This window comes from Streptomyces caniscabiei (assembly GCF_014930365.1).
Classification (GTDB): Bacteria; Actinomycetota; Actinomycetes; order Streptomycetales; family Streptomycetaceae; genus Streptomyces; species Streptomyces caniscabiei.
In genome coordinates, this window is sequence record NZ_JABXWI010000002.1 from 342,281 (window position 1) to 368,946 (window position 26,666).

17 protein-coding genes are annotated in these 26,666 nt (G+C 70.4%); 4 read left to right on the forward strand and 13 right to left on the reverse strand.

The genetic code is table 11. From position 1 onward, the window contains the following. The 9 genes from HW837_RS06065 to HW837_RS06105 form a co-directional block, all read right to left on the reverse strand. Nucleotides 1–1,281, reverse strand: a complete 1,281-nt coding sequence (locus tag HW837_RS06065) for an FxsB family cyclophane-forming radical SAM/SPASM peptide maturase (protein ID WP_045561637.1) — start codon at nt 1,279–1,281, stop codon at nt 1–3. A 383-nt stretch (nt 1,282–1,664) separates the two neighbouring features. Further along, the gene (gene fxsT, locus HW837_RS06070) at nt 1,665–5,630 is read right to left on the reverse strand and encodes an FxSxx-COOH system tetratricopeptide repeat protein (RefSeq protein WP_093788628.1); all 3,966 of its coding nucleotides are present in this window, start codon (nt 5,628–5,630) and stop codon (nt 1,665–1,667) included. Nucleotides 5,631–5,661: 31 nt separating this feature from the next. Continuing rightward, nucleotides 5,662–6,870 (reverse strand): TIR-like protein FxsC, encoded by a 1,209-nt coding sequence (locus HW837_RS06075; protein ID WP_143671899.1) that lies wholly within the window; start codon nt 6,868–6,870, stop codon nt 5,662–5,664. Between the two features lie 158 nt (nt 6,871–7,028). Continuing rightward, the gene (fxsT, locus tag HW837_RS06080; RefSeq protein ID WP_193381406.1) at nt 7,029–11,045 is read right to left on the reverse strand and encodes an FxSxx-COOH system tetratricopeptide repeat protein; all 4,017 of its coding nucleotides are present in this window, start codon (nt 11,043–11,045) and stop codon (nt 7,029–7,031) included. Nucleotides 11,046–11,690: 645 nt separating this feature from the next. Further along, a complete protein-coding gene (gene fxsA, locus HW837_RS49930) occupies nt 11,691–11,996 on the reverse strand; it encodes an FxSxx-COOH cyclophane-containing RiPP peptide (RefSeq protein ID WP_319687004.1) in 306 nt (101 codons plus the stop codon). A 116-nt stretch (nt 11,997–12,112) separates the two neighbouring features. After that, nucleotides 12,113–13,024: a YceI family protein gene (locus HW837_RS06090; RefSeq protein WP_045561640.1), complete on the reverse strand. Its 912-nt coding sequence runs from the start codon at nt 13,022–13,024 to the stop codon at nt 12,113–12,115. 44 nt (nt 13,025–13,068) lie between these two features. Next, nucleotides 13,069–14,136 carry a maleylacetate reductase gene (locus tag HW837_RS06095; RefSeq protein WP_193381462.1) on the reverse strand — a complete coding sequence of 356 codons (1,068 nt, stop codon included), beginning with the start codon at nt 14,134–14,136 and terminating at the stop codon, nt 13,069–13,071. 5 nt (nt 14,137–14,141) lie between these two features. After that, nucleotides 14,142–15,038, reverse strand: coding sequence for an intradiol ring-cleavage dioxygenase (locus tag HW837_RS06100; RefSeq protein ID WP_045561684.1), 897 nt, complete (start codon nt 15,036–15,038; stop codon nt 14,142–14,144). A gap of 355 nt (nt 15,039–15,393) precedes the next feature. Next, a complete protein-coding gene (locus HW837_RS06105; protein WP_313895614.1) occupies nt 15,394–17,160 on the reverse strand; it encodes an FAD-dependent oxidoreductase in 1,767 nt (588 codons plus the stop codon). Nucleotides 17,161–17,313: 153 nt separating this feature from the next. Here HW837_RS06105 and HW837_RS06110 point away from each other — a divergent pair, with 153 nt between their 5' ends. Both HW837_RS06110 and HW837_RS06115 read left to right on the forward strand, forming a co-directional pair. Next, entirely contained in the window at nt 17,314–19,164 is a 1,851-nt protein-coding gene (locus tag HW837_RS06110) for a helix-turn-helix domain-containing protein (RefSeq protein WP_193381404.1), read from the forward strand. A gap of 99 nt (nt 19,165–19,263) precedes the next feature. After that, on the forward strand, nt 19,264–20,115 hold the full coding sequence (locus HW837_RS06115; RefSeq protein WP_045561643.1) for a class II glutamine amidotransferase: 852 nt from the start codon (nt 19,264–19,266) through the stop codon (nt 20,113–20,115). 29 nt (nt 20,116–20,144) lie between these two features. On the opposite strand, the gene HW837_RS06120 is transcribed toward HW837_RS06115, so the two are convergent. The 3 genes from HW837_RS06120 to HW837_RS06130 form a co-directional block, all read right to left on the reverse strand. Beyond that, nucleotides 20,145–21,254: a hypothetical protein gene (locus tag HW837_RS06120; protein WP_193381403.1), complete on the reverse strand. Its 1,110-nt coding sequence runs from the start codon at nt 21,252–21,254 to the stop codon at nt 20,145–20,147. Nucleotides 21,255–21,256: 2 nt separating this feature from the next. After that, on the reverse strand, nt 21,257–22,273 hold the full coding sequence (locus tag HW837_RS06125; protein WP_237270065.1) for a hypothetical protein: 1,017 nt from the start codon (nt 22,271–22,273) through the stop codon (nt 21,257–21,259). A gap of 240 nt (nt 22,274–22,513) precedes the next feature. Then, the gene (locus HW837_RS06130; protein ID WP_045561645.1) at nt 22,514–23,176 is read right to left on the reverse strand and encodes a class I SAM-dependent methyltransferase; all 663 of its coding nucleotides are present in this window, start codon (nt 23,174–23,176) and stop codon (nt 22,514–22,516) included. Nucleotides 23,177–23,498: 322 nt separating this feature from the next. Between HW837_RS06130 and HW837_RS06135 the strand changes: the two genes are divergently transcribed. Beyond that, entirely contained in the window at nt 23,499–24,365 is an 867-nt protein-coding gene (locus HW837_RS06135; protein WP_045561646.1) for an oxygenase MpaB family protein, read from the forward strand. A gap of 7 nt (nt 24,366–24,372) precedes the next feature. Beyond that, the gene (locus tag HW837_RS06140; protein WP_052683094.1) at nt 24,373–25,206 is read left to right on the forward strand and encodes a YhjD/YihY/BrkB family envelope integrity protein; all 834 of its coding nucleotides are present in this window, start codon (nt 24,373–24,375) and stop codon (nt 25,204–25,206) included. A gap of 53 nt (nt 25,207–25,259) precedes the next feature. On the opposite strand, the gene HW837_RS06145 is transcribed toward HW837_RS06140, so the two are convergent. Further along, on the reverse strand, nt 25,260–26,627 hold the full coding sequence (locus HW837_RS06145; RefSeq protein WP_193381401.1) for a DUF5685 family protein: 1,368 nt from the start codon (nt 26,625–26,627) through the stop codon (nt 25,260–25,262). Nucleotides 26,628–26,666: the final 39 nt, after the last annotated feature.

Consider the following 26,666-nt stretch of genomic DNA (forward strand, 5'->3'; position numbering starts at 1 on the left):
CTACGTGCCCCTGACGTCGAGTTCGGGCAGGCCCGGCGATGTCCCGGCGAGGTCGGCCCGGACGCGGGCCCTGATGTGCAGGATCAGGGCGGCCAGGTCGGCGCAGTACACGGAGGGGTTGCGGAAGCCGCTGCCGGGGGCGTACCGGTGGGCGAAGAGGCCGCCTCCGCACACGGCGACCAGGGGGCAGCGTCCGCAGGTGGGCCCCAGCCCGTCGGCGCCCGACTGCCGCTGACGGATCAGCGGGTCGCCCAGGACGTCGTCGAAGCTGTGGCGGAACACATCGAGCCCGGTCTCCGGAGCCCCTTCGTACGCGACCTTGAGGGAGTCGGACTGCTCGATGGATCCGTCGGTCTCGATCACGGCCAGCGTCGCCGGGGCCAGGCCGACGGACTCGGTGCGCATCGAACCGCCGAGGACGCCGGCCATCAGTTCTTCGAAGAGCCGGATGCCGGTCTCCCGTACGGGCGCGTCGTACCAGCGGTCGAACACGCGCCGCAACCAGTCGGCGTAGGGAGTCCCGCCCGTGGGGGCCGTCGCGTCCCGGTCGGCCGACGGCGGGGCGGCGGGTATGCGCCGTCGACGATCGGCGAGGCCGGGGGGCGGTGTCTCCCAAGTGCCGTGCGGCAGAAGGAGGTCGATGCGCGCAGGGCGCGAGGCGAGGAGGGCCTCGTAGGTCTCGACCGGGTCGTTGGCCAGGTCGATCGTGCACAGCAGACCTGCGTACAGATGCCGGTACTCGGGCGCGGCCAGTCGAGCGAGCCCCTCCATCACCCGCCCGTGACTTCCCCGGCCCTCCCTCACCCGCCCATGGCTCCCCCGGCCGCCGGGGAACCGCCGATGCCGGTCGTGGCCGGCGCGCGTGCCGTCGAGGCTGACGCTGACACCGACCTGGTGCCGCCGCAGCACGTCCAGGATGTCGGGGGTGAGCAGCACGCCGTTGGTCTGCAGGGAGAAGCGGACGGGCACCTCGGCCTCCGCCAGTCCCCGCTCGAAGACCCCGAGCAGTTCCCCGAGCCGTCCGGCCCCGAGCAACAGCGGTTCCCCACCGTGCAGCACGACCCGCACATCGGGCAGCCGATGAGCCACGGCGTGCTCGGCGATGCGCCGCACCACCTGCTGGGCGACGGCCAGCTCCATCACCCGGGGTTTGGCCTGCCAGCTGGTGTCGGCGGAGTGGTAGACGTAGCAGTAGTCGCAGTCCAGGTTGCAGCGGCTGTGCACCTTGAGGATGAACTGGCGCAGGGACTGATGAGTTAACCGGACCGACGAAGAGTTCACCGCATCGGTGATTCAGCGTAGATTGTCGACTCGAACTCGGCGAAGTACGCGGCATCCGGATTCGCGGCCTCCTGTTCGAGGCGACGCAGCATGTGGCCGAGAGCGTTGTTTGCGGTGACGGTGCGAGTACGGTCCTCGACAGACCGCTCCAGGCCCACACTGGGAATGACAGGGGCCGTAGTGGGCGCGACTGTCGAGGACGATTGAAATGGCACCGCTCTCCTCAGGAGTCAAAGCTGATCAGGGGCGCCCGCTAGGCGGGATACACCCTTATTCGTGTGCGGAGGATAGCAGCGGCCAAAATCGGACGGCGGGACCCCGCACAGGGGGTCCACACAGAGCCTCGGCGCGCTGATTGAGCCTCAGCTGGATCAGACGCGGAATCAGAAGGTGAAGGGTGATTCAATGTCCGCGTCCAGACGCACTCCGCTCGCCACCGCCTCGTGGGTCGGGTGGTCTTCGCCCAGGGTGCGGACCGCGAGTTGCAGAGCGCCATTGTAATGCTCCTGCGACTCCTCCACCGCACCGCACCCGGCGAGGTCGACCGCGAGGTTGGAACGCAAGGTGACGATGTCGTAGTGGTCGTCACCTAGAATCCGCACCGCCCCCGCCAGCGCGCGGCGTTCGAGGTCGATGGCAGCCTCCGGCTCGCCGCCTTCGGCAAGACAGTTGGCGTAGTTGATCATTGCGTCCAACGTGTAGGGATGGTCCGCTCCCAGACTGTCGGTCAATGCCCGCAGGGCACTATCGGACGTGGCACGGGCGGTTGCTGTCTGGCTGCGCAGCCGAAGATAGATAGCCAGGTTGTTCTGACACCCCAGCGTGTAGGGGTGTGACGCTCCCAGCGTCTTCCTCTGGCGGGCCAGAATGTGTTCGGCATGGTCGTGGGCGCTGTCGACCTCACCGAGGGCCGCGAGGACGTTGGCCAGGTCGGCGCGGGCCGCGAGGGTGTCGGGGTGATCCCTTCCCCTGTCCTCGGCGTAGACCAGATGGACGGACGAGACAAGGTCGTGAGCCTGCTCGTAGCGGCCTGCCCGGCGCAGTGCCACCGCGTGGTTGCGTTGAGCGGACAGAGTCTGGGGATGCCTGGGGCCAAGTTTCTCCCAAAGCTTCTGACACGTCTCTTCCAGAAGGACGAGTGCGGTCCAGAGATCACCTGTCTCACGCAGGTCACGGGCGTAGTTGGAGGCCGCGCTGAGGGTGTAGATGTTCGTGGGGCCATTGAGTTCGAGCCGGTCGAGGTACACCTTCCGGTGGATCTCCAACGCCGCTCGCCGGTTCCCGCACAGATACTCGGCCACACCGAGATTGCTGGCGTGCATGGACAACCTGAGTTCGTTGGGGCCCCAAAGCTCCTTGCTGGCCTCATAGGTCGCGCGGTCCCACTCCCGAGCCTCGGTGTAGCGGCCCAGCGCGTTCAGATCGGCCGCCACGTTCGTGGCCGCGAACAGAGTCCGCCGACGATCAGGATTCTCGAGCGCCGCCAACCTGCGGTGGACCTCGCTGTCGTTCTTCCATGCCTCGCGCGAGTCGCCCTGGGAACGCAGCACGTTGCCGAGTTGGATGCGCAGAGCCAGAACCTGGATGTTGTCCGGACCCAAGCGCTCGGTCCAGTCCTCAAGGACCCGCCGGGCGGTGTCCCTGGCTGATGCCAGCAGGTTACGGCGCCAAAGGCAGCGCACGGTGTCGATGATCCACTGTTGTACTTCCCGATCATCGCTGTCTGCCGCCCGGCTGGGCCACAGGTGCGGCAGCAACTGCGCGTAGCGGGGCCACTTGTCCGGGTTGACCGGGGCCCTGGGGTTGCCGGCGGCCAGCGCCGCGTGAACCACGGAACGCAGGCGCAGGCTCCGCTCGGCGGAGAGCGAGTGCCGAACCTCGGCCTGTACGAGCCGGTGGACGACGAGCGTGCCCTCACTCCTGTTTGCTTGGGCCAGCCCGAACCGGTTGATCTCCTGGAAGATCTTGCCGATGGTCACCGCGATGGTCACCTCGTCCCGAGGGACGCCCTCCTCAAGCGTCAAGGCGTCCATCAGGGATGGGGTGTACAGCAGGTCCATCGGAATGGGGTCGGCGCCGAAGAAACAACAGATCTCCAACAGGTCCGCCGCAGCCGGATTGTTGGCCCGGATCTCCTCCAACGACACCAGCCAGCCCGCCATTTCGAGCGAGGGCTTCTCGGTTCGTTTGAGTAATTCCGTCGTCTGTGTACGCAGCAGGTGCAGATAGTGGTCGACGGGCATGGCTGTGACGTCCAGCCACACAGCGGCCTGGTGGATCGCGAGCGGAAGGTCACCGAGTTCGTGTGCGATCTGCCCCGCACTGTCCTGAGCGAGGCTCGGGTTGTGCCGACCGAGGAGAGCGACGCTCTCGGCCCTGCTGAACACCTCGACCGGGAGTACGTTTCCGACTTCTCCCCACGTGCGGTCGCGGGAGGTGACGAGCACATGCCCACCTGGAGGCATCTCGGAGGGGAGCCACTCTGCCATCCCGTCCGGGGCACCCGCGCTGTCAAAGACGATCAACCAGTTGCCGTACGGCGTTCCGCCGGCCAGAGCCCTGAGCACGCGCTGGGCGGTGGCAGGGGTGTCGTCCCCCTGTTCGATGCCGAGTTCGGGTGCGAGCCGCGCCAGTCCGGAGGCGATGGCCGCGGGTTCGGCGGCCAGAACCCACCACACCACGTCATAGGCGCCGAGATAGCGATAGGTGTACTCGAGGGCCGTCTGCGTCTTGCCAACCCCTCCGAGGCCGACGAGGACTTGGGGCTTCGAGGATCCCTCGGTGGACGTCAGCCGGTCGCGCAGTTCATGAAGAAGGGGGTTCCGTCCGGTGAAGCCCATGTTCTTCTGCGGCAGCGACACGACAGGTGTCTTCGTGCCCGGATAGCGCGGGGGTTCCGGAGTGGGCAGTGCGGGTACCCCGCGCGCCGGGGCAGAGGGAGGAGGGCCGACACTCTGCCTCAGTCGGCGTACGGCGTTCACGGCCGTGAGGTGGGCGATGCTGGGAGCGTCCGCGCGGTCGAAGGGCGGCTCGAGCATGCGCGCGGCATCGTGGATGCGAACCGCCACGACTTCAGGGGCCAGCGCCCGTTCCCTGGCCTTCACCGCCCTCCAGAGCGCTCCGGACTGCGGCAGCGCCGCGTACTTCTCGGACAGCAGAACGAGGACCCTGCCCTCCTCGGCCAGGGTCCGCACCATCTCAGGAGCGGTCTCGCCCCGTCCTGTTTCGGTGATGTCCCGCAGAGTGACGCGAAACCCGGTGGACTCCAGATGCCACGCTGCCCACTCCGCCCAGATCCGGTCCTCAGGCGCGTAGCTGACCAGGAGGCTGGCGTTGCTGGTCTTGCTCTTGTTCATGTACGCGGTCAGCAACCGTTGCCGCTCGTCGTCCTTCAGGGGAACAGCACGCTGGACCTCGCCCTCGGTGAGCCAGTCCGTCAGCCGTTCACATGATTTCAGTACGGTGCCTTCCTGTAACGGCCGGTCCCCCACCGTCGCGAGGATCTCCTCGTACGCGTAGAACGTCTTGTAGGGGATCTCCACATCACCCCAGTACCGTTCGACGCTGTCCTCCCCCACCCAGGACAGATGAGCGCCGAAGACATCCCTGGCGCGGTCGCGGCTGACCTCCAGCCGTTCCCGCTCGGCGTCCTCAACCCGCATGGGCACGGGCAGTAGGCGTATCGTCCGTTTGGCGCCCCGGGTCACGGCCCGCGCCACGTGCGCGGATCCGCGAATGTTCTGCAGGTTGTAGACGAACCCCAGCACCAGGAGGTCGGGGAACAGCACAGTGCAGATACCCGAGGTGTCGGTGACTCCGGTACGGCTGTCGATGAGGACGTAGTCATAGCGGACAGCCATCTCCGTGCGCAGCGCGGCCAGGAACTTGTCGCCGCCGAGATCCTTGTAGAAGGCACGCCAGTCGAAGGAGGTCACTGCGTCCGAGTAGGCGGCGTTCTGTCGTCCGGCGGGCAGAAAGTCCAGCCGTCCGCCGCTCGCGAACCTGAGGTCGAGTCCGACGACGTACGGCGTGAGGTCCAGGGTCCGGCGGAACCAGCCGTCGTCCTGCGGGACCTCCGGATGGCCGGGTAGGAGCACCGCGTCCTGGTACGCACGCAGCAGATCGATCAGGCCGTCGGTGTCACGCAGTTCGGGGTCGGTGAGCAGCGGGTGGAAATAGCTGTGCAGCCCTGGGGCCTCCAGGTCCCAGTCGACGACCAGGACACGCTTGCCCCGGCTGGCCAGGATCCACGCGACGTTCGCCAGAGCCAGCGTCCGTCCGACGCCCCCCTTGAACGAGTAGAACGTGATGATCTGGCCTTGGCCGTCCCGTGCGCTGGAGGGGCTCATCGGGTCTCCTGGGCAGTCGTGGTCGGGCGACTCAGAGTCGGGGCATCGGCTGGGGCGACGGGCCCGGTGGCAGACGCCGGGCATTTCCCCTGGCGGCGATCCGGTTCTGGGTAACGGTCACCGCGCGTGCGAGCATGTCGTCGAACTCGTGCTGGTCCACCGGCGCCCAGAACACCGGGTCGTGGGGGTCGTTCCGGCGCATCCAGTTCCGCTCGAAAACAGTCCTGACGCCGTCCCACAGTTCCGCGTTGTCCGTACGCGACTCCGTATCGTGCTCGTGACAGGGCACCAGGACCGCGGTCGTCGGGTGGTGCATCTGGTCGTATCTGACGAGCACCCCCCGATACGGCGCCTCGCGCGCCGACCAGGCGTCCACCAGCAGGACACACGCCTGATTGAGGTGGAGTGCCCTGTTGAGATGGCGGATCAGCTGAGTGCTCACCGCCTTTACGCTCGCGGTGTGTCCATCCCCGGTGATGACACGTTTCGCGCGCTCCACCACGGTCGGGAGGCTCGGTGGACTGTACGGCGCCCACAGCCACGGCGCCTCCCCGTAGTAAGCGGTGCTGGAACGCCCCATCGGGGGACACGACTTGGTGCAGGCAGCGACGAAGATCAGGACGTGGCCTGCGAGTTCGGCCGCCTCCTCGACCGGAAAGCAACCCTGGACGGTCGAGAGGTCGAAGTCCGGCGGTTCGTCGACGGGAAGGTTGAACGGGTCCGCCGCATCGCGCACCCTGCGGGCCACATACTCGACCACGTTCCAGTACGCCGCGCCACCTGGGTCCGACTGCATCAATTGCAGCAGCCCGTGCTTGAGATACGTCTCCCCGAGGCCGGGCTCGGTGTACTGGAGGGCTTTGACCTCGGCCGGCATCCGGCGCTGTGGCACGGGCTCCCAGAGCACAGGGATCAACGCTCTTGGCTGGACCGAGGTCTTGTCCTGGTAGCGCTTCACCCGTGCCGAGAAGTGGGTCCACTCCTTGCCGCAGTACTCGCTGCGGAAATACGCCCCCGAGTAGAGCGCGACCATGGCCCTGCACGAGCCGACCGCCCGGCTCAGTTCCAGCAACCAGTCGTCGCCGAGGAGAATGTTCTCGACGTCACGGAAGGTGGGTTGCCGAGCCGCTACTGTCATGGGCAGGTCAAGTACCTGCAGCAGGTCGCTGTAGAACCGCCCCACGTAGGCAGCACGGTCGTCCCACCGGGCATAGCTGAGAAAGAAATACGGCTGATCCAAGGCGCCCCCCAGCGTGCCGCGCCGCACCGACGGCACCGAGGTACTACCCAGCCGCTGCCGCTCTCAGACATCTGAGCGGCTGCCGAGTGAACAGCCGACGACGGGGGGGTTCGGCCCCGTGCTCCCTCCGGCGCGGCTGGGCGTCCTCAGCCCAGGCTTCAGATGACCGGCGGCTCGATGTCCGCGTCGATGGGCCGCCAGTTGATGACAGCCACGGTCAACGGGTGATCACCACCGAGTTCCATGCTCTCCTGGGCGCGCCGTTTCGCCTCGGCGTGGAGCCGGTCGGCTTCCTCGTCTGACCTCCCGGACTCGTCCGATGCGCCCTGGCGCAGTTGGACCGCCAGGTTCGAGGCAGCGGAAATGGAGAGGTAGTGGTCGGCCCCGAGCACCGCTGTGAGGCCTTCGTATGCCTCACGGGCCACCGCCACGGCCCTGAGGTGATCGGCGTTCGTCGACAGATCCGTCGCGTGGTTCAGCATGCACGTGAGCGTGTACGGGTGCCGGGCCCCGAGCAGCCGGCGGAAGCGGTCGGCGGTGCGGGTCGACAGTTCCAGTGCGGACTGCGGCTGTCCGGTGAGCCGGAGCAGCACGGCAAGGTTGTTGGCGCAGGTGAGGGTGAACAAGTGATCCGGTCCGAATCGGCGCTCGTAGTGGCCGAGGGTCTCGCTCGCCAGGTCACATGCGTTGACCGCCTCCCCGCGGTCGTGAAGATCCGCGCTGAGGTTCGTCGCGACGGCAAGGGTGTCGTGATGGTCGGGGCCCAGTTGTTTCTTCGCCTGCTCGTAGGTTTCGCTGGTCAGCGTGTACGCATCCTCGTACCGACCGAGCCTCCGGTACAGGACCGCGACACCGAGGGAAGCGCGGAGGGTGATCAGATGGTCGGCTCCCAGCGCGCGTCGACTGCGCTTCAACGTGTCCTGCGACAGCTTCAGCGCTTCATGAAGCGCCCCCGCGACGCGCAGGTCGCGGGCGTAGTTCGTGGCAGAGTTGAGCGTGGCACGTTGGTCGGGGCCGAAGATCTCCCGCCGCTGTCCCAAGATCTCCCGGTTGATGTCGCGGGCCGCCTGCCGGTTGCCCGACAAGAACTCGGAGACGGCTAGGTTGCCGGCCGCCGCAAGGGTACGTCCATGACCATCGCCCAGGACCCGCTTGGTTCGTCGCAGGGTCTCCCTGTCGCTCTCCATGGCGTCGGCGTACCGGCCGATGCTGCGCAGGTCCGAGCCGAGACTCATGGCTGCGCCCAAGGTGTAGGGGTGATCTTCTCCGAGCATCCGGCTGGCCCGCTCGTGGACGTCGCTGGTCACCTCGTACGCCTCGTGCAGGCGGCCTTGCTCACGCAGCGCGTTGCCGAGTTCGGTGCGCAGCCGCAGGACGAGCGCGTCGTCCTCGCCGAAGCGGGGCAACCAGCTGTCGAGGACCTGGCGGGCCGTGCTGATGGCGGTCTCGGCGTCGCCGCTGCGCCACAGGTAGCGCGCGGTGTCACAGATCCACTGCCGCACCTCAAGGTTGCCGCTTTCCTCTGCCCGGGTGGGCCGCAGATGCGGCAGCAGCGTGGCATACCGCCGCCAGGTGTCGGACTCGTCAGGGTCCTTGGGGTTGGCCTGGCCGAGCACAGCCTGAGCCCGTTCCCGCAGGGCGGTCTGCTCGTCGGAGGTGAACTGGTCCCGGAGCACACGCTGGATGAGACGGTGAAAGGTCAGCGTGTCGGTCCGCTGGTCGACCTGGGCGAGGCCGTTGCGGACGATCTCCCCGTACAGCCTGCTCATCAGCAGGGGGTCGGAGAGGCCGGGGTCGTGGCCTTCGAGCAGTTCGAGGGCCGGCCGACTGCTGAGCATGTCCCGGGGGATCGGGTCAGGCCCGAAGAACGCGCACAGTTGCAGCAGGGCGGCTGCGGCGGGCGTACGGGACTGCAATCGATCGAGCGACCAGGTGGCCACTGCCGAGGTCGGGTAGTCGGGGGCAGACTGGCTGCGCAGGATGTCGGTCATCTGGGTTCGGAGCATCTCCACATAGGTGTCCACGGGCATCGCCGATTCCTGCAGGGAGGCGGCGGCGAGGCTCACGGCCAGCGGGAAGTCACCGAGCTCCTCGGCGACCCGGGCCGCCTCCGCGGCCTCCAGGTCCGGGTTGTAGCGGCGCAGCAGGGCGACGCTCTCCTCTCGGGTGAAGAGGTCAACCTCGATGCGTGCGGCACGTTCCGCCCAAGCGGGATTCCGCGAGGTGATGAGGATGTGGCGACCGGGCCCACTGGCCGGAACCAGACCGTCCAGGTCGTACGGCTTCTCGGCGTTGTCGTACACAAGCAGCCAACGCGCGTGGGGGATGCCGCGACGCAGCATGTCCAAGACCTCGTTGCATACGGCCGTCAAGTCCTCGCCAATGGGCACACCAAGGTGCCCGGCCAGGGTGATCAGGTCATGGCGGATCTGCGTCGGTTCCGCCGCGTTGATCCACCAGACGAGATCGTAGTCCGACTCGAAGCGGTAGGCGTACTCGAGCGCGAGTTGCGTCTTGCCCACGCCGCCCAGCCCGTGGAGAGCCTGCGGCAGCACCGCGGTGGTACCGGCCAGCAGATTGTCACGCAGCTTCTCCATGAGTGTGCGGCGGCCTGTGAAGACGGCATTGCGCTGCGGTCGTCCCCCGATGACGAGCGGCGGAGTCCCTGGGAACCGCACCGTCGTGGCCAGTTCATGGGCAATTAAGCGGGAACTCTGCTGGACCGACTCGGTGCGGTCAACGGTGGTCAACAAGCGGATCACGGCTTGCTCCGCACCGACACCAGCAAGGCTGACCGCCGGAAGAGGCGCGAAGTCCACCGGGAGCGGTGAATCGTCGACCCGCAGAGGGAGGGCCATTCCGATCTGGCCCGAGGGGTCCCTGCGGCTGATCCGCTGCCCGATCTCACGCGCCCCGGGCACGGCCGTGTACTGCGGCGAGAGCAGCACAACCATACGAGCCTCGCCGTTCAGCGTGGCATCGAGGCCCGCCGCTGCGGTGGCCTCGCCGTGGTCCGCCTCGATCGGGGCGAGTGTCGTCTCGTGACCGGCCGCCCTCAGCACCTTGGCCGTCCAGTCGGCCCACAGCCGTTCGGTGGCGGCGTAGCTGACGTAGAACTCCCCACGCATGATCGGGGAGGTTCGCTCGTACTCCGCGCGCAGTGTCCGGCGGTAGGGCTCCCGCATGTTCTCCAACTGGGTCACACGGTTGCCGGTCAGGCGGGCGGTCAGCCGTTCGAATGCAGACAGCAGCGTGCCGTCCCGTCGCCGCTCACCGACGGTGGCGGGCATCTCCTCGTACGCGTAGCTGGGTTTGTACGGGATCTCGACGCTGCTCCAGTACTGGTCCAGTTCCTCGGGCGGCAGCCAGTCCAGGAAGGGAGCGAACAGATTGCGCGCCTGGTAGCGGCCGGCCTCCAGACGGTCACGGCCGGCATCCTCGACGCGCATGGGCACCGGGACGATGCGGATGTCGCGCTGTGTGGGGGCGTTACGACGGATCGAACGCGCCACGCGGACAGCGCCGTTGACGCCCTGTCGGCTGAACGTGAAGCAGTCCACCACGATGTCCGGCATCACGACCGTGCAGATGCCGGCGGTGTCGCTGAGGCCGGTCCGGCTGTCGATCAGGACGTAGTCGTAGCGGGCGGCCATGTCTTCACGCAGCGCGGTGAGGAAGTCGGCCCCGCCCATGCGGTAGAAGGTGCCCCAGTCGAAGGTGCTGACCTTCACCGCGTAGGTGTCGGGGTCCTGCACTCCAGCAGGCAGGAGGTCCAGTTTCCCGCCTGGTGGCAGCCTCAGTACGGTGCTGATGGCGTACCGGTCGACCCGTGCTGGTTCTCGGTGATCCGCTCCTTCCGGCCGAGGTGGACCCGCTTCTCTCTGCGGGGGTGGTTCGGCCGCGCCGGAGCCCACGTGAGGTGCCACCGCATGACGTACGAAGTCGCTGGCCATCTCGATGACACCGGGACTCTCGGCGAGTTCGGGATCGGCGAGAAGGGGCTGGAGATAGGTGTGCAGTCCCGGGGATTCCAGGTCCCAGTCCACCACGAGGACACGCAGGCCGTTGCTGGCCAGGATCCAAGCCGTGTTGACGAGCGCCATGGTGCGGCCCGTACCGCCTTTGAAGGAGTAGAAGGTGATGATGGTGCCGCGGCCGTGGTCGTCATGGGTCATCGTCTTGCTCCTTCTCAAAGGGGATCAGAAGACGGAGGGGCGGGTGGCGATCGGTGGCGCGAGTCCGGCACGGCTCTTGCAGGATTCCAGGAAGAGACCAGGAATTCTGAGCCTTGGCAACCACCGCGTGAGGCGTCCCATTGAACTGACCGCACCGATACCCGGCTGATCGAAGGGCAGCGGGTGCCTGGCCCCCGAGGAATCGCCGCTGGGGATTTCAGTCGATCGAGTTGTCGCAATGGCACCCGGCTCCGCCCGTCCGAAGTCGGATGGGCCGAGACCGGCGGACTCCGGTCCCGGTGTCCGTCCAGGCCACTCCAGCAGCACCGCGTACGGTCTCCGCCGAATCGATGGCAACGCCCAGGACGCACTACAGGATGCCTACGCATCGGTCTCTGAGCCAAGGCTGACCGGCAGGCACAAACCGGCTTACCCAACCGGCTGGGCGCTGCTCGCCGATGTCTGCTCTGCCGAGGAGCAACGGTTCACAGCCATGGAGGATGATCCGCACCAGGTGAGCCCATGTTCACGGGAGTGTTCGGCGCGTTGCAATAGCGGCAGGAGAGATTGCACGAACTGAGTATTTTCAGCAGGCACTTCTGGAAGGGGCGGTGGACAAGCTTTCGGGCCCGGCTTCCGCCATCGTCACAGCGCACTCTCGAACACGACCTCAGTCGTCCCCGACCGACTATCTCGCTCCTGAAGGTGGCGTCGCACGGCATGCCCCAACACCGTGTCCTTGCCAGCCACCGATTCCAGCCTACCGGGCGACACTCCGGAGATGTCGATCTGCGGCGGGCGGTTCTGGCTGTTCCGAGGCGCATCCATGCCTTGCTGCTCCCCTGACACCGATGGGTGCGGACAAGTCCCTCCGCCCCAATGCAGACGCTGTCCATCTCCTGCCAGTGCTCTTCGCACGTCCACGAGACGGTTCGTCCCATACTTACGCATGGGGGCAATATTTCGGCAGCGGATTCCGAAAAGTGGCGCGCCGATTCCGCAAACAGAAGGCCACCATTCCGCAAGAGCCCGGTTCCCAACAGGTGTCGCGCGCACCCGGTGTGTGTCTACTCCGGCGGCGTAGGTGTGTCGTGGGTGCGGTACATCGCCTGGACGTCCAGTTCGAGTTGGATCGTGGGGCCGACGACCGCGATGCCCCGTGCGAGCATGGAGCGCCAGTTGAGGGTGTAGTCCTCGCGGTGGAGTTCGGACTTGGCGAGGGCGGCGCAGCGGAGTTCCTCGCCGTAGCCGCCGTTGACGGTGCCGAGGTAGGTGGTGTCGAGGGCTACGGAGCGGCTGACGCCGTGCATGGTGAGGCTGCCCTGGAGGGTCCACTTGCTGCCGCCGCGGTAGGCGAAGCGGGTGCTGGTGAAGTCGATGTACGGGAAGCGTTCGACGTCGAGGAAGTCCCCGGAACGCAGGTGCGTGTCGCGGGTGTTGTTGCCGGTGTTGATGCTGGACGCGTCGATGCGCACGTGGACGCTTGACCGCGTCATGTCCTGCGTGATCGCGAGGCCGCCCTCGAAGCGTTCGAAGCGGCCGTGCACATGGGCCATGCCGACGTGCTTGGCGATGAAGCGGATCGCGGTGTGCGGGGGATCGAAGAGCCAGGTCCCGGGCGGCGGGAGTTCCAGCGCCCGGGCCGACCGGAGCCACACCCGCTCCCGCGCGACACCCGTGTCCTCGGTGACCTCGACCGTCTCCCGGTGCGGTTCCAGTCCCTCGGCCATGATCAGCACGCTGTAGGTGCCCGGCGGCAGAGCGGCCGTGAAGAAGCCGTACGGGTCGGTGGCACCGCGTGCCGCGACGCGGTGGCTGCGCAGTTCCGTCACTGTCACATCGGCCGCGGCCATGGGCTGGTTAACGGGGTCCAGCACCTCGCGCAGGACGACACCCGCGCCGTCCGGTACCGGGAACACGGCGCCCGCGGCGCCTCCGGGGGCATTCCTGAGTCGCCGCCGGAGCAGTCCGAGGGGCATGCTGTTCACCTTTCGGTTCTTGTCGTGCCGGGTTGCGGGGGGCGTCAGGTCCACGTCGGGGGTCGGGCGCCGGTGTGTGCCGCCCTGAGGATCTCCAGGGCGTCCGCCCTGGTGATCGGGCGCGGGTTGGCGTATGCCTGTGCTGTCACCTGGGCCGACGCCGTCGCCAAGTCGGCTTCCTTCAGGCCGAGTTCCGCCAGGGAGCGGGGGGCTCCGAGGCGGCCCGAGAGGTCCCACAGGGCCCGGGGGGCGTCGTCGGTGTTGAGTGCTCGGGCGAGCGCCGCCAGGGCCTCGGGCGCGGCCGGGGCGTTGCAGGCGAGGGCGTAGGGGAGGACGACCGTGTGGGTCTCGGCGTGCGGGAGGCCGAAGGTGCCGCCCAGGACGTGGCACAGCTTGTGGTGCAGGCCCATCGTGGTCGCGCCGAGCGCGGTGCCGCAGAGCCAGGCGCCGTAGAGGGCGCGGCCGCGCGCCTCCAGGTCCCCGGGGTCCGCCGCCACATCGGGGAGCGCGCCGGCCATCGCCCGGGCGCCCTCCTGCGCCGTGAGCGACACCAGCGGCGAGGCGTCCGGCGCGTACAGCGCCTCGGCGGCGTGGGCGACGGCGTTGATGCCGCTGGTCACGGAGAGGGGCACCGGGAGAGTGAGGGTGAGTTCGGGGTCGTAGACGACGCTGCGCGGCAGGACCGACGGGGCGCGGCCGGTGCGTTTGGCGCCGTGCTCGGTCAGGCCCCACACGGGGGTCATCTCGGAGCCGGAGTACGTCGACGGCACGGCGATCAGCGGAAGTTCGGTGCGCAGCGCGATCGCCTTGCCCAGTCCGACGGCCGAGCCGCCACCGACCGCCACGCAGCCGTCCGCGCCGGCGGCCCGTGCCGCCCGGACCGCCTCGTCGGCCACCTCCACGGGCACATGCTGACGAGCCTGCGCGAACACTCCGGCGCACGCGCCGCCGAGCGCGCCCGCGACCGCCCGCGCGGTCTCCGCGCCCCTCGGCCCGCAGACCACCAACACGCGCCGCAGCCCCAGGCGTTCGGCCTCCCCCGGTACCGCCGTCACCGACGCGCCGGGGCGCATCACGACGCGCACGGGCTGCGCCTCGTACACGAACTCCATCGCCGTCACGACCCTTCCGGGGCGCCCGCGCCGGGCGCGTCCGAGGTGGGGAGGACGAGGTCGAAGCGGGCGTGGCGGAACGGGTTCGGGATGCCGAACCGCCGTGCCAGCGACGGGTCGTCGGTCTCCGTGAAGTCCTGGACGAGGCTCTCCTTCACCGCGAAGACCGCGTCCGAGTCGAGGTGTTCGCTGCCGGCCACGAAGATGTGCGTGGTGACCGGGGTGTGCCCCTCGGCCGAGGCGATGAAGTGGATGTGCGCCGGGCGGTAGGGGTGCCGGGCGGTGGCCCGCAGGAGGTCGCCCACCGGGCCGTCCGTGGGGATGGGGTACGGGCTCGGTACGCAGGTGCGGAACCAGAATCGGCCGTCGGCGTCCGCCGTGAACAGTCCGCGGCCGTTGCCGGGCGGCTGGACGTCGGGCTGCTGGACGTCGTAGTAGCCCTCGGCGTTCGCCTGCCAGACGTCGAGGATCGCGCCGGGCAGCGGGGTGCCGTCGCCGGAGAGCACCCGTCCGCTGATCACGCACGGTTCGCCGCCGCCGACCAGGTCGATGTCGGCGCCGAGTGCGCGGGCCGGGGACTCGGTCATGTGGAACGGGCCGAGGACCGTCGACTCCGTCGCGCCCGCGCGGTCGTCGCTGTTGATCGTCTCGACGAGCATCGAGACACCGAGGACGTCCGACAGGAGGACGAACTCCTGCCGGGTGTCCGTGCAGGCCTGCCCGGTCGCCGTGAGGAAGGCGATCGCCCGCTCCCACTCCGCCGTCGTGGGCTCGGTCTCGCGGACGAAGGCGTGGAGGTGACGGGTGAGGGCGCTCAGCAGCTCGCGCAGGCGCGGATCGGCCGTGCCGTCGAGGCTGGCGACGACCGCCTCGGTGATGCGGGTGGTGAATTCGGTGGTCATGTCCGTGGTCATACCACTGCCGGCGGCCCCGCTCGCGTCGGCGGCCGCGTCATGGCTCACGCCGCTACTTGCGTCCGCGCTCACGCCGCTGGCGGCATCACGGCTCGCGTCGGTGCCTGCTTCACGGCTCGCGCCGGTACTTGCGTCCGCGCTCACGCCGATGCCGGCGTCGCGGTTCGCGTCGGTGCCCGTGTCACGGCTCGCGCCGGTACTTGCGTCCGCGCTCACGCCGATGCCGGCATCACGGTTCACGCCGGTGCCCATGTCACGGCTCGCGCCGCTGCTTGCGTCCGTGCTCGCGCCCGTTCCGGCGTCGCGGTTCGCGTCGGTGCTGGTCATGTGTCGGTTCCTCCGGTCAGTCGTGTCCGAGGATCCGTCGCAGCGCGCCGGTCAGCAATCGTTCGGCGTCCTCGGGGGACGCGGCCGCCGTCGCGTGGCGGAACGCGACGTAGCCGTCCGGCCGGACGAGGAGCACTCCCCCGTCGGCGACCTCCCTGAGCCGTGCCCAGTCGCCGTACGGGTCCTCGTACTCCTGGCCGGGGCCGATGACGGCGGTGGCGATCTCCAGGTCCTGGGCCCCGGCGGCCCGGAGCCAGTGGGCGCCGCCGATGCCGGTGAGCAGGGTGAAGCGGCCCCGGCCGACGGTGTCGAGGGTGGAGAGCGTGCGGGTGCCGGAGGTGATCCAGGCGTGCGGGAGTTTGGCGCCGGGGCGGGAGGTCGGCTGGTGGTGCAGCTCGGGGTCGCGATCGAAGCCGGGGTCCGGCGTGCCGTCGGGGACGACCGCTGCCGAACTCGTCGCGGAGTAGCGCTGATTGAGGTCGACGCCGTGCGCGTTGAACTCGTACGCCTTGAACGCGATCGCCTCCCGGAGCCTCGCCCGCTGCTGCTCGGCCGCCTCGGTGTCGTCCTTGCGGGCGGCGATGTTGGCCCACAGCTGTTCGGGGGTCTGCGGGGCGAGCCCGTCGAGTGCCGCGAAGACGGGGGCGGTCTCGCCGATGGACTTGTTGGCGCGGGTGACGATCTGCCGGCCGATCGGCGCGCGTTCGGCGGTGTAGGTGTCGAGGAGCTTCGGGGAGGCCGTGCCGTCGAGGACGAGCTTGAGCTTCCAGGCCAGGTTGTAGGCGTCCTGGACGGAGGTGTTGGAGCCGAGGCCGTTGGACGGCGGATGGCGGTGGGTGGCGTCGCCGGCGCAGAAGACCCGCCCGTTCGAGTACGTCTCGGCGTACATCTCGTTGACGGTCCAGGCGGAGGAGGACTTGACGGTCACCGGTATCTCGTCGTCGCCGACCAGCCTGCGGACGATCGACTCGGCGTACTCGGTGGTCAGGTCGGGGGCGCCCGCGGTGACGTCGTAGCCCCAGACGATCAGCCACTCGTTCCAGGGGCGCACGCACCGCACGAGGCCCGCGCCGATGCCGCCGACGGTGGCGCCGGGGGCCAGCACCCAGTAGAGGGTGGACGGGCGGTGCGCGGTGTACTTTGACAGGTCCATGTCGAAGACGATGTTGATGCTGCCGGCCACGCCCATCTGACCGCCCATCGGCAGCCCGGCGTCCTCGGCGACCTGGGAGCGGCCGCCGTCGGCGCCGATGAGGTACTTGGCGCGGATGGTGTACTCGTCACCGCGCAGCCGGTCCTCGACGGTGACCGTGACGCCGTCGGCGTCCTGGACGAAGGACTTGTAGACCGTGCTGAAGCGCAGCCGGGTGCCGCGTGCCACGGCCGCGTCGACGAGCACCGGTTCCATCAGGTGCTGCGGCATGTCGCACATCCGGGTGGGGCTCGCCAGTTCGTGCGCGGCCTGGACGAGCGGGTCGTTGCCCCAGGAGCGGATCCGGCCGAGCTCCTCCCCCGCGAGGCTGGTGCAGAAGGTGGTGTCGCCCATCAGCCGCTGCGGGGTGGCCTTCGCGACGACCTCCTCCTCGACACCGAGGTCGCGCAGCACCTCCATGGTGCGCTGGTTGGTGATGTGCGCCCGAGGGGTGTCGGCGAGGCTCGCGTAGCGGGTGACCACGATGTTGGGGACACCGTAGGTACTCAGGGCGAGCGCGGCGGAGGCGCCCGCGGGGCCACTGCCGACGATCAGTACGTCGGTCACGACATCGGGCTCGACGGTGTGCACGGGAGACGCTCCAGGGAATGAGGACAGGCACCGACCGTGCAAGATCATGGAGCGCGGGGCGGCAGCGTGGGTGTCTCAATAAGAGACAGTTCGCGCGGTGCGCTCGGGGTGGTCGTTGCCTCTTCAACTTCGCCGGGTACGGTGAGTGGTGTCGTGACCACCGCAGAGCATCTCCCCGTCGCCCCTGCCCTGGCGTCGCTGCGCAGGGCTCGTGAGTCGTTCCTCGAAGGACGCCGGCTGCCGGACGGGGTGCCGGAGGAGATCGTCGCCGCCTGGCGGCGCGCCCGGTTCTTCGGCGTACGACACGACGGCGTACGACACGACGGCGTACGGCACGACGGCGTGCGGCCCGAGGAGGAGCACCCCGGCCGCGGACGCGCCGGTGACCGGTGCCGCGACGGTGAACGGGCGGACGCGTCGGACCTGTTGGCGGCGGCGCGGCCGGTACTCGAACGACTCGCCCCCGCCGTGGGTGCGGGGAGAACGGCGCTCCTGCTGACCGACGAGCGGTTGCGGGTGTTGTGGGCGACCGGGTGCGCGCCGGGCGATCCGTGCCGCGAGGACCTCTCCGAGCAGGTGGTGGGCCACAACAGCGCGGCGCTGGCGCTGCGTACCCGCCGTCGCGCGGAGGTGCACGGCCCGGAGCACTTCCTCGATCTGTGGCAGGACATGTCCGCCGTCAGCGTGCCCGTGCTCGGGCCGGAGACCGGACGGACGGTCGGCACGGTGACGGTCACCTCCGCGTTGTGCGCCGAGTGCGCGCCGCATCCGTGGGCCTCCCTCGCCGAGGCGGCCGCCGCTGCCGTGGAGGCGGAGCTGCTGGCGCGGTCGCGGCCGGCCGAGCGGGTGCTGCTGGACGCGTATCTGCGGGCCGCGCGGGAGCGGGGGCGGGCGGTGGTCGCCCTCGACGGCCGCAACCGGCTGGTGAGCGAGGCCGCGGGGCGGCTGCTGTCGCCGGAGGGGCTGGAGGCGCTGGAGCGGGGCGTGGTCGCGCTGCTGCGGGACCTGGAGGGCGGGGCGGCCCAGGTCCCGGAGGGGGAGCCGGCGCGGGGTGAAGGCCTGGGCGGGAGCGGTGCGGTCGGTGACGGTTACCGGGTGCGGCTTCCGGAGGGCGTCCGGTGTGCCGCGACCGTCGTGCCGGTGTCGGACCGCGGGGCTGTCATCGGCGCGGTGGCCGTACTGGAGGCGCGCCGCGGCGACGCCGCCGCGCACCCGCTCGGGCGGGGTGTCGTGGCGCTGGCCGGGCGTTCCGTGCCGTGGCGGCACGCGGTCGGTCGCGCCACCGAGCTGGCCCGGTCACCGGAGCCGCTGCTGCTGGTGGGCGAACGCGGCACCGGGAAGACCGCGCTCGCCCACGAACTCGCCCACGAACTCCAGGTGGTCGACGCGGCGGAGCGCGAACTCGGTTCGGTGGTCGAGGTGTTGAAGGAGGGCCACGCGCTGCTCATCCGCCATGCGGAGCGCCTCGCGCAGCCCGACACCGCGACCCTCAACTCGCTGCTGGAAACGCATCCGGGCACACCCCTGCTCGCCACCTACACCCCCGGAGCACCCCCGGGACCCTGCCTCCAGCGCCTCCTGGACACCCTGGCCGCCCGCTCGGTCAGCCTGCCCGCGCTGCGTGAACGCCCGGAGGACATCAGGGAGTTGCTGGCGGCCCTGGCTCCCAAGCCGGCGCCCGGGCACCCCCCGCTCACCTGGACCCTGGACGCCCTGCGCGCTCTGGAACGGCACCCCTGGCCCGGCAATGTCACCGAACTCGTCCATGTCGTACGGGCGTTGGCGGAGCAGCGGCGTGCGACGGGCCCCGTCCGCCGGGCCGAGCTGCCGGACCACGTCCGTGAGGGCCCGGCGGCCAGGCCGCTCAGCCCCATGGAGCACGCCGAACGCTCCGCCATCCTGGAGGCCCTGCGCCGTAACGGCGGCAACAAGGCCCGTACGGCGGCGTCGCTGGGCATCGCCCGTGCCACGCTGTACCGGAAGCTGCGGGGCTACCGGAGCTGAGCGTCGTCGCGGTGGCTTCCCCGCGGTCGTGTGGCGATCAACGGGCGGCCGCACGACCATGGGAATGCTGGTTGCCCCTCGGCAGGAGGTGATGGGTCGATGTGCCGGTGGCTCGCCTACTCGGGAACGCCCGTCCTGCTCGACACGATTCTCTACAGGCCGGCGCACTCCCTCATCGACCAGAGTCTGCACTCACGGCTGGGCGTGGAGACGACCAACGGTGACGGGTTCGGCGTCGGCTGGTACTCGCCGGATCTGCAGACCCCCGCAGTCTTCCGCGACATCGGTCCGGCCTGGAGCAACCGCAACCTGCGGGAGATCGCCGACCACGTCCGCTCCCCGCTGTTCTTCGCCCACATCCGGGCCTCGACCGGTACGGCGGTGCAGCAGACCAACAGCCATCCGTTCCGGCACGGCCGCTGGATGTGGATGCACAACGGGGCGATCGCCGACTTCCATCTGGTCCGGCGGGATCTCTCGCTGGCCGTCGACCCGGAGCTCTTCGCCGTCATCGAGGGGTCCACGGACTCCGAGCTGATGTTCCACCTGGCGCTGACCTTCGGTCTGGAGCAGGACCCTCCGGGTGCCGTCGCACGGATGGCGGGTCTGGTGGAGCAGGTCGGGCACGAGCACGGGGTGGAGTACCCGCTGCAGATGACCGTGGCCGTCACGGACGGACAGTCGCTGTGGGCCTTCCGCTACTCCAGCCAGAAGAAGTCGCGCTCGCTGTTCTACAGCACCCGGGTCGAGACGCTGCGCTCGCTCCACCCGGATCTGTCCTTCCTGCGGGAGGTCTCCGACGAGACCCGCCTCATCGTCTCCGAGCCGCTCGGCGATCTGCCCGGTGCCTGGAACGAGGTTCCCGAGGGCAGCTACGGCATGGTGCGGCCGGGTGCCGACCTGCTGCGTCCCTTCGCCCCGCAGCCCGTGGCGGGCAGAGCCCGGGTGTGACCGGACCGCCTCCTCGGTGCTCCGCGCCGTCAGCCGAAGCGCAGGACGCGCGGTGCGAACGTGCCCTCGGGGCCGGCGGCGCGGCCGACCGACCACACCGTCCCGGTGCCCGGCACCGGCGCCAGCCGCAGCAGCGAGGAGGCGCCCTCCCCGGCCACCGTCGGCTCGTCGTACGCGGTGAAGGTCTGGCCGTTCCAGGCGAGGAAGCCCGGCCCGGAGACGAACGGCGGGTTGCTGCCCGGCGGGCCCCACTTCTGGGACCGGGACACCGCGACCCAGCCCAGGGCGCCGGACGCGGTCGGGGTCAGGGACGTGATCCCGCCGAAGTCGGTGGGGACCGTCACCCGGTTCCATGTCTGCCCGTCGAAGCGGACCAGCAGCGGCGGGATCGGCCGGCCCACCGGGCCGCCGACGAAGCCGGCCGTGCCGCCCGCCCACACCTCTGTCGGCGAGACCGCCAGCACGCTGCCGACGGCCGAGCGCGGGAACCCGTCCACGATCGTCTGCCGCCAGGTCTGTCCGTCCCAGTGCGCCACGGCCGCGCCCGAGGCGGTGGCGCCCGCGGCCCAGACGTCGTCGGCCGCCAGGATGTGCAGGCCGTACACCTCCCCCGGCGGCACCGGGACGTCGCGCCAGCCGTGCCCGTCCCACCGCAGCAGGACCTGTGCGCCGTCCCGGGAACCGATCAGCCAGGTCTCCCCGCCACCGGCGACTGTCTTGGTCAGCACGACACCGCTCGGTGGGCGGCTCTCACGCCAGCCGGTGCCGTCGTGGCGGAGCAGCCGGGCGCCGCCCGCCGCGTCGCGGCCGACCGCCCAGACCTCGGTCGGTGAGGCCGCCGCGACGGACAGCAGCTCTCCCTGCCAGCCGATCCCGGTCAGCGGGTGGCGCTGCCAGGCGGTTCCGTCCCAGCGCAGGACCAGCGGGAAGCCCGGCGCCTCGCGGCCGACGGCGTCGGTGCCCACCGCCCACGCCCGGTCCGGCCCGAGCGCCACGGCCTCGTTCAGCCCGGCCTGGGGGCGTACCTGGGCGGGGACCGGCACGTGGCGCCAGGACAGGGTGTCCGCCGTGGCAGCGGTCATGAGGGCCAGGAAGGTCAGGGTGGCGGCGAGCGCGGTGACGAGTAGTCGGCGTGCCATGGTCAGCCTCCCAGCCGCTCGCTCATGAGGTTCGGTTTGTATCCGTAGATCTCGACGGTCCCGAACGCCAGCAGCGAGGGTCCGGCCTTCGCCAGGGCGCGTGGTCTGACGTCGATCGCGTTCGTGCGCTCGGGGCCGTAGGAGAAGGTGGTGCGCCGGCCCTGCACCCGCGCGTACTTCGACTGGAACGCGCGGTCGCTGCGCACCGGCAGCCACAGCGCGCCGTCCGGGCCGCGGACCATGCCCTCGGTGTAGGTGTCGCCCAGCGGTGGCTGGGTGGTGCGCCAGGTGTGCCCGTCGAAGGTCATCAGGTAGGTGGCGGCGGCGCCGTCGGTGTACCGGCTGCCGCCGATGGTGACCCGCCCCGAGGGTTCGAGCAGGACGGTGTGCACGTTGCTGTCCGGCGGCAGGGGCACGTGTGCGTCCCGCCACGCCGTGCCGTCCCAGTGCAGGACGGCGGTGCCGGTGGTGGTGTCCGCCCAGGCCCAGGCGTCGTCGGCGGTCCGCGCGGTGATGCCCATCAGGTACAGCACGCCGTCCGGGGTGGGCTGTGCGGTCCAGCCGGAGCCGTCGTGGCGCAGCACCTTCGGTCCGGTGTCGTCCTCACCGACCACCCATGCCGCGCCCGGTACGGCGGTGAAGTCCTGGTGGACGCGGAGTGCCTGCGGCAGCGGTACGGCGCTCCACGTGCCCGCCGACCTGCGCAGGATCTCGCCCGCCCCGTCGCGTTCGTGGAAGATCCACACCTCGTCGTCGACGAACCGCACCTTGCCGAGCCGGCCCGGCGCGTCGGCGCCGGGGAAGGTGGTGTCACGGCTCCATGCCGTGCCGTCCCACCGGTACAACGTGGGCCGCGGCCCGTCGGCGGTGTGCTCGGAACCGGTGGCCCATGCCTCGCGCGGCCCCCGGGCGGCGAGATCCGCCACGGTCACCGGCGGGGCCGCCGCCGGGACCGCCAGCGCCGACCAACTCGGCCTGGCCGCGGGCGCGGTGGTGCCCCCGGTCGCGGCCGACGTCATGGCCACGGCAGGTGACACGACGGCAGGTGACACGACGGCAGGTGACACGACGGCGGGTGACACGGCGGCGGCCGGTGGTGTCACCGCGGCACATGTGATCACAAGAGAGACGAGGACCGCACGGCGACCGTTCACGAGACCCCCCAGGACGCGACGGTCGCACAAACTACTGCGGTTCGCCCCGCCACGCACAGACCGCATCCGGCCGAACACGGGCCCCTGTGAAGGCCCGCCGTCCCGTCAGACGGACGCTGTCGGGGCTTTGCGGGCGAGCAGGTGGACCTCCTGGAACTGCCGCCGGTCGGAGGGCTCCGGCTCGCGCACCAGCCGGGCCGTCTCGGCCAGCCCGACCGCGCGGAGCATCGCGGCGAGGTGATCGGGCGACCACCGGTAGGCCGGCGCGACGGCGTGGTCGAAGACCTGCGTCGGGTGGCCGGGGCCGTCGGTGGCCGAGAAGCCGATCAGCAGATGGCCGCCGGGGGCGAGCACCCGATGGAACTCGGCCAGGACGACGGGGAGTTCGCGGGGCGGGGTGTGGATGACGGACCAGCGCGCGAGGACGCCGTCCAGCTCGCCGTCGGGGAGGTCCGACGCGGCCATCGAGCCCACGTCGAAACGCAGCCCCGGATGGGCCCGCCGAGCCAGCTCGATCATCGCGGGAGAGACGTCGATTCCGAACGCCTCCAGCCCCAACTCCCGCAGATGTGCGGTGACATGGCCGGGCCCGCACCCGAGGTCCGCGACCCGGCCGCCCCCGGCCGCCCGGACCACCTCGGCGAAGGCGCTCAACATCGCGCGGTCCAGCGGCCGTTCACGCAGCGAGTCGTGGAAGAGCTGGGCGTAGGTGGTGGCAGCGGCCTCGTAGGCCTCGCGGGTGGCACGGAGATCATCGTGTTCGACCATGCGCGCGACAGTAGCCCGTGCTCCTGACGTGTCCGACCGTTCTCTGCGTTCACCTCCACCTCCGGTGCGACGACGGCCGGAGTCGCGCAGCACGACGGTGGGGAGAGTCCGGCCACCTGCGCCGGCCGTGGGCCATGCTGTGCCGCGCTGCGGACGCCCGCGAACAGCACGGCGCGTCGCCGACGCCGGCACGCGTCCCCTTTTCCACCGCCGCAGCCGCCTCCCCACCGGACCCATGCCCGCAGATCGACAGAAAACGGAGCTATGCCCATTTTAGGGAGGTTATGCCGGACACTGGACAGAAGGAGAGGGGAGGCCGAGCGTGCTGACCGTAGTCCGTGACCAACTGAGCCAGGCCCTGTTCCGCCGTGTCGCCGGGCCCGACGGGCCGGCGGTACGGGCCCGCATACACGACACCCCCGGACCGCGCTGGTTCGGGCCCGACCGCCCGATCCGCACGGTGCACGGTGACGCCTCGATGTTCATCGGCGGGTTGAGCGCGCTCCTGCTGCAGTCCCTCCACCCGCTCGCCATGGCGGCGGTGGCCGGGCACTCCGGCTACCGGGGCGATCCGTGGGGCCGCCTGCAGCGCACCAGCACTTTCCTGGCCATGACCACCTACGGCACCGCCACGGACGCCCAGCGCGCGGTCGATCGCGTCCGCGGCATCCACGAGCGGATCCGGGGGACGACGGGCGAGGGGGTGTCGTACCACGCGGCCGATCCGCATCTGCTCGGCTGGGTGCACGCGGCCGAGACGGACAGCTTCCTGCGCGCCCACGAACACTACGGAGCCCGCCCACTGGACGCCGACGGCTACGACGCCTATGTCGCCGACACCGGACGCGTCGCGGAGGCACTGGGGGTGACCGACCCGCCGCGTGACCGCCGCGAGCTGTCCGAGCGCCTGGTCGCCTACCGGCCCGAGCTGCGGGCCACGCCCGAGGCCAGGGCCGCCGCACGCTTCCTGCTGTTCCAGCCCCCTCTGCCCCTCGCGGTACGGCCCTTCTACGGCGCCCTGGCCGTGAACGCCGTCGCACTGCTGCCCGCCTGGGCCCGCGGCATGCTGTGGCTCCCCCGCGTGCCGGTCGTCGAGAACCTCGCCGTACGCCCCACCGGCCAGGCCGTGACGCGGACCATCCGCTGGGCCATGGCCCCGTCCCGTCCCTCCGGGAGCGCCGGGAAGTGAGGCACACGTGACGGACCCCTCCGGTTCCGGCGCCGCGCGGGAGCGGCGGCCGCGCCATCGCCGACTGCGGGCCCGGTGGCACGACTCGGCCCTCGGACGGCTCTGGCAGCACGGCAACGAGCTGGAACTGCTGCACCGGGCCATGGGGTTCTCCGCGTTCGGCCTCGTGACGCTGGTCCCCCTCTTGATCGTCGTGGCGGCGGCGCTCCCCTTCCAGGAACGGGGCTTCGCCCTGTGGGTGATCGACGCGATGAGCTTGTCCGGGCGTCCGGCCGACGCGGTGCTCGAGCTGTTCGCCACACCCCGCAGGGTGCTGAGCGCGACCAGCGTCCTCAGTGGGCTGCTCGTCGCGCTGTTCGGCGTCAGCTTCGCCGCGAGCGTGCAGAACGGCTACGAGAGGATCTGGGAGGTGCCCGCCGGTCCCTGGCACCATGTGTGGCGCCGCGTCGTGTGGCTCGCCGCGCTCACGGGATACCTGTTGGCCGAGACACGGAGCGGGACGGTACTGCGGGACGGGCCGGCCCAGTCGGCCGTGCGGATCATGCTCGTCTCGCTGTTCGGAGTGCTGTTCTTCTGGTGGGGCCAGCGCTTCCTGCTGGGCGAGCGGGTGCCGTGGGGCGCCCTGCTCCCGGGCGCGGTGGCCACGATGGCGGGCCTGGGTGGCCTGCGCTGGTTCTCGGACCAGGTGTTCTCACCACTGATCGTGAGCAACGCGATCACCTACGGGGCGGTCGGCACCGTTCTGATCATCCAGTCCTGGCTCATCGGCGTCGGCTTCGTGGTGTTCGGCGGCCCGCTGCTGGGCCGCCATCTGCACGAGATGCGCCATCGGCACGGCTGACACGACCGTCTCTCGCAGGAGGGCGGGATGCGAGGGAGTACCGGGTCGTGAGTTCAGTCGCAGCAGTCGCAGCAGCACTTGCACGGATTGCAGCAGCCACCACCACCGCAGCCGTCACCCGAACCACCGCCGGACCCACCGGACCCACCGGACCCACCGGACCCACCGGACCCACCGGAGGATCCGCCAGAGTTGCCGCTGCCCGAACCGCCGAACCAGCCGTCACTCCCGGAGCCGCTCCGGCCCGAGTCGCCACCGCGGTTTCCCTCGCCGAACTGCCAGGGCTCCCCGTCATCCGGGCCGGCGTCCTCGTCGCAGGTGCAGCAGTTGGAGCACAGCCCGCACCGGCCGCACAGCCGGGCTCGGCGGCCACAGCGCCGGCACTCCCCCTCCCGCGGCCGGCCCGACGCCATCGCTGCGCTCTCCGGGTCCGCGCCTGTGAGCATCCCGACGCCGCAGGTCGTGCCTGTGGCGGTTTCCGAGGCCGGCTCCGTCGTCGTACGGCGCCCCAGCCAGGGCAGCGTGCGCGGGCCACGTGCCTGGTGGCGGTGCCGGTGGTGGCGGTGCCGGGGGTCGAAGACACGGTCGACGGCTCGCTCCAACTCCCCGCCCAGTAGCGCCTGGGCCAACCGGCCGTCGACGAACTCGGCGTCGGCCAAGGCGAGTCGGATCCCGTGGACGGCGTCGTCGCAGAGTCGGCGCACCTCGGCGCGGTCCGCGCCGGTCACCGCGATCGGGTTCCACGCACCGGACGCCTCGTCGGCGTCGAGGTCCTCCACCGCGTCCAGCAGGTGTGCCAGGCGACCGAACAGACGGCCGGCCTCCGCCAGCGGTTCGGCGTTGCCCGGGCGGTCGGCGAGCACCGCGGTGTGCGCGAAGGCCGCGGCGGTCGCCGTCTCCGTGGGCTCCGTGACGGTCAGCAGCGAACCGCCGGGGCCGGTCGACCGCTCGATCTCCGGCTGGCGCTCGACCGCGCCGAGCAGTACGGCGGTGTCGAAGCCGAGCCGTTCGCCGCCCGCGGCGCCCGCACGGTCCCAGCCGAGGGCGATGCGGCGGGCCGCCGACGTCACCGGGCGGCGCCCCAACACGCCGTCGCCGTCGGCCACATGGTCACGTATCTTCGCGGCCGCCAGCACCAACGACACCGTCGCCGCCAGCCGCGCGCCCTCGCCCTGCGCCACGTCCGCCGACCGCATCCCGCGCAGTGGGCAGGGACCGGCGCCGCGCCGCCAGTCACCGGTGCGCTCCGACTGCGCCTCGGTCAGCACCGAGACGATGAGGCCGTCGTAGTTGGTGGCGACCCGCGCGAACTGTCCGTACTCTCCGCGCAGCGCCAGGCACAGCCCACACAGGTGCGCCATCCACTCGGTGCGCATGCTTTCGCCCAGGCGATGACGGCATGGTCTGATGATTCCGAACATCGAAAATCTCCCCCGTGGACACCGCTACCCGGGCACCGC

Excerpts from the sequence above, each read along its gene's own strand:
- fxsT (WP_093788628.1), bottom strand. The coding sequence starts at position 5,630 with ATGAGCCCCTCCAGCGCACGGGACGGCCAAGGCCAGATCATCACGTTC.
- fxsT (WP_193381406.1), bottom strand. The coding sequence starts at position 11,045 with ATGACCCATGACGACCACGGCCGCGGCACCATCATCACCTTCTACTCC.
- fxsA (WP_319687004.1), bottom strand. The coding sequence starts at position 11,996 with ATGCGTAAGTATGGGACGAACCGTCTCGTGGACGTGCGAAGAGCACTG.
- HW837_RS06090 (WP_045561640.1), bottom strand. The coding sequence starts at position 13,024 with ATGCCCCTCGGACTGCTCCGGCGGCGACTCAGGAATGCCCCCGGAGGC.
- HW837_RS06095 (WP_193381462.1), bottom strand. The coding sequence starts at position 14,136 with ATGGAGTTCGTGTACGAGGCGCAGCCCGTGCGCGTCGTGATGCGCCCC.
- HW837_RS06100 (WP_045561684.1), bottom strand. The coding sequence starts at position 15,038 with ATGACCACCGAATTCACCACCCGCATCACCGAGGCGGTCGTCGCCAGC.
- HW837_RS06115 (WP_045561643.1), top strand. The coding sequence starts at position 19,264 with ATGTGCCGGTGGCTCGCCTACTCGGGAACGCCCGTCCTGCTCGACACG.
- HW837_RS06120 (WP_193381403.1), bottom strand. The coding sequence starts at position 21,254 with ATGGCACGCCGACTACTCGTCACCGCGCTCGCCGCCACCCTGACCTTC.
- HW837_RS06125 (WP_237270065.1), bottom strand. The coding sequence starts at position 22,273 with ATGACGTCGGCCGCGACCGGGGGCACCACCGCGCCCGCGGCCAGGCCG.
- HW837_RS06130 (WP_045561645.1), bottom strand. The coding sequence starts at position 23,176 with ATGGTCGAACACGATGATCTCCGTGCCACCCGCGAGGCCTACGAGGCC.
- HW837_RS06145 (WP_193381401.1), bottom strand. The coding sequence starts at position 26,627 with ATGTTCGGAATCATCAGACCATGCCGTCATCGCCTGGGCGAAAGCATG.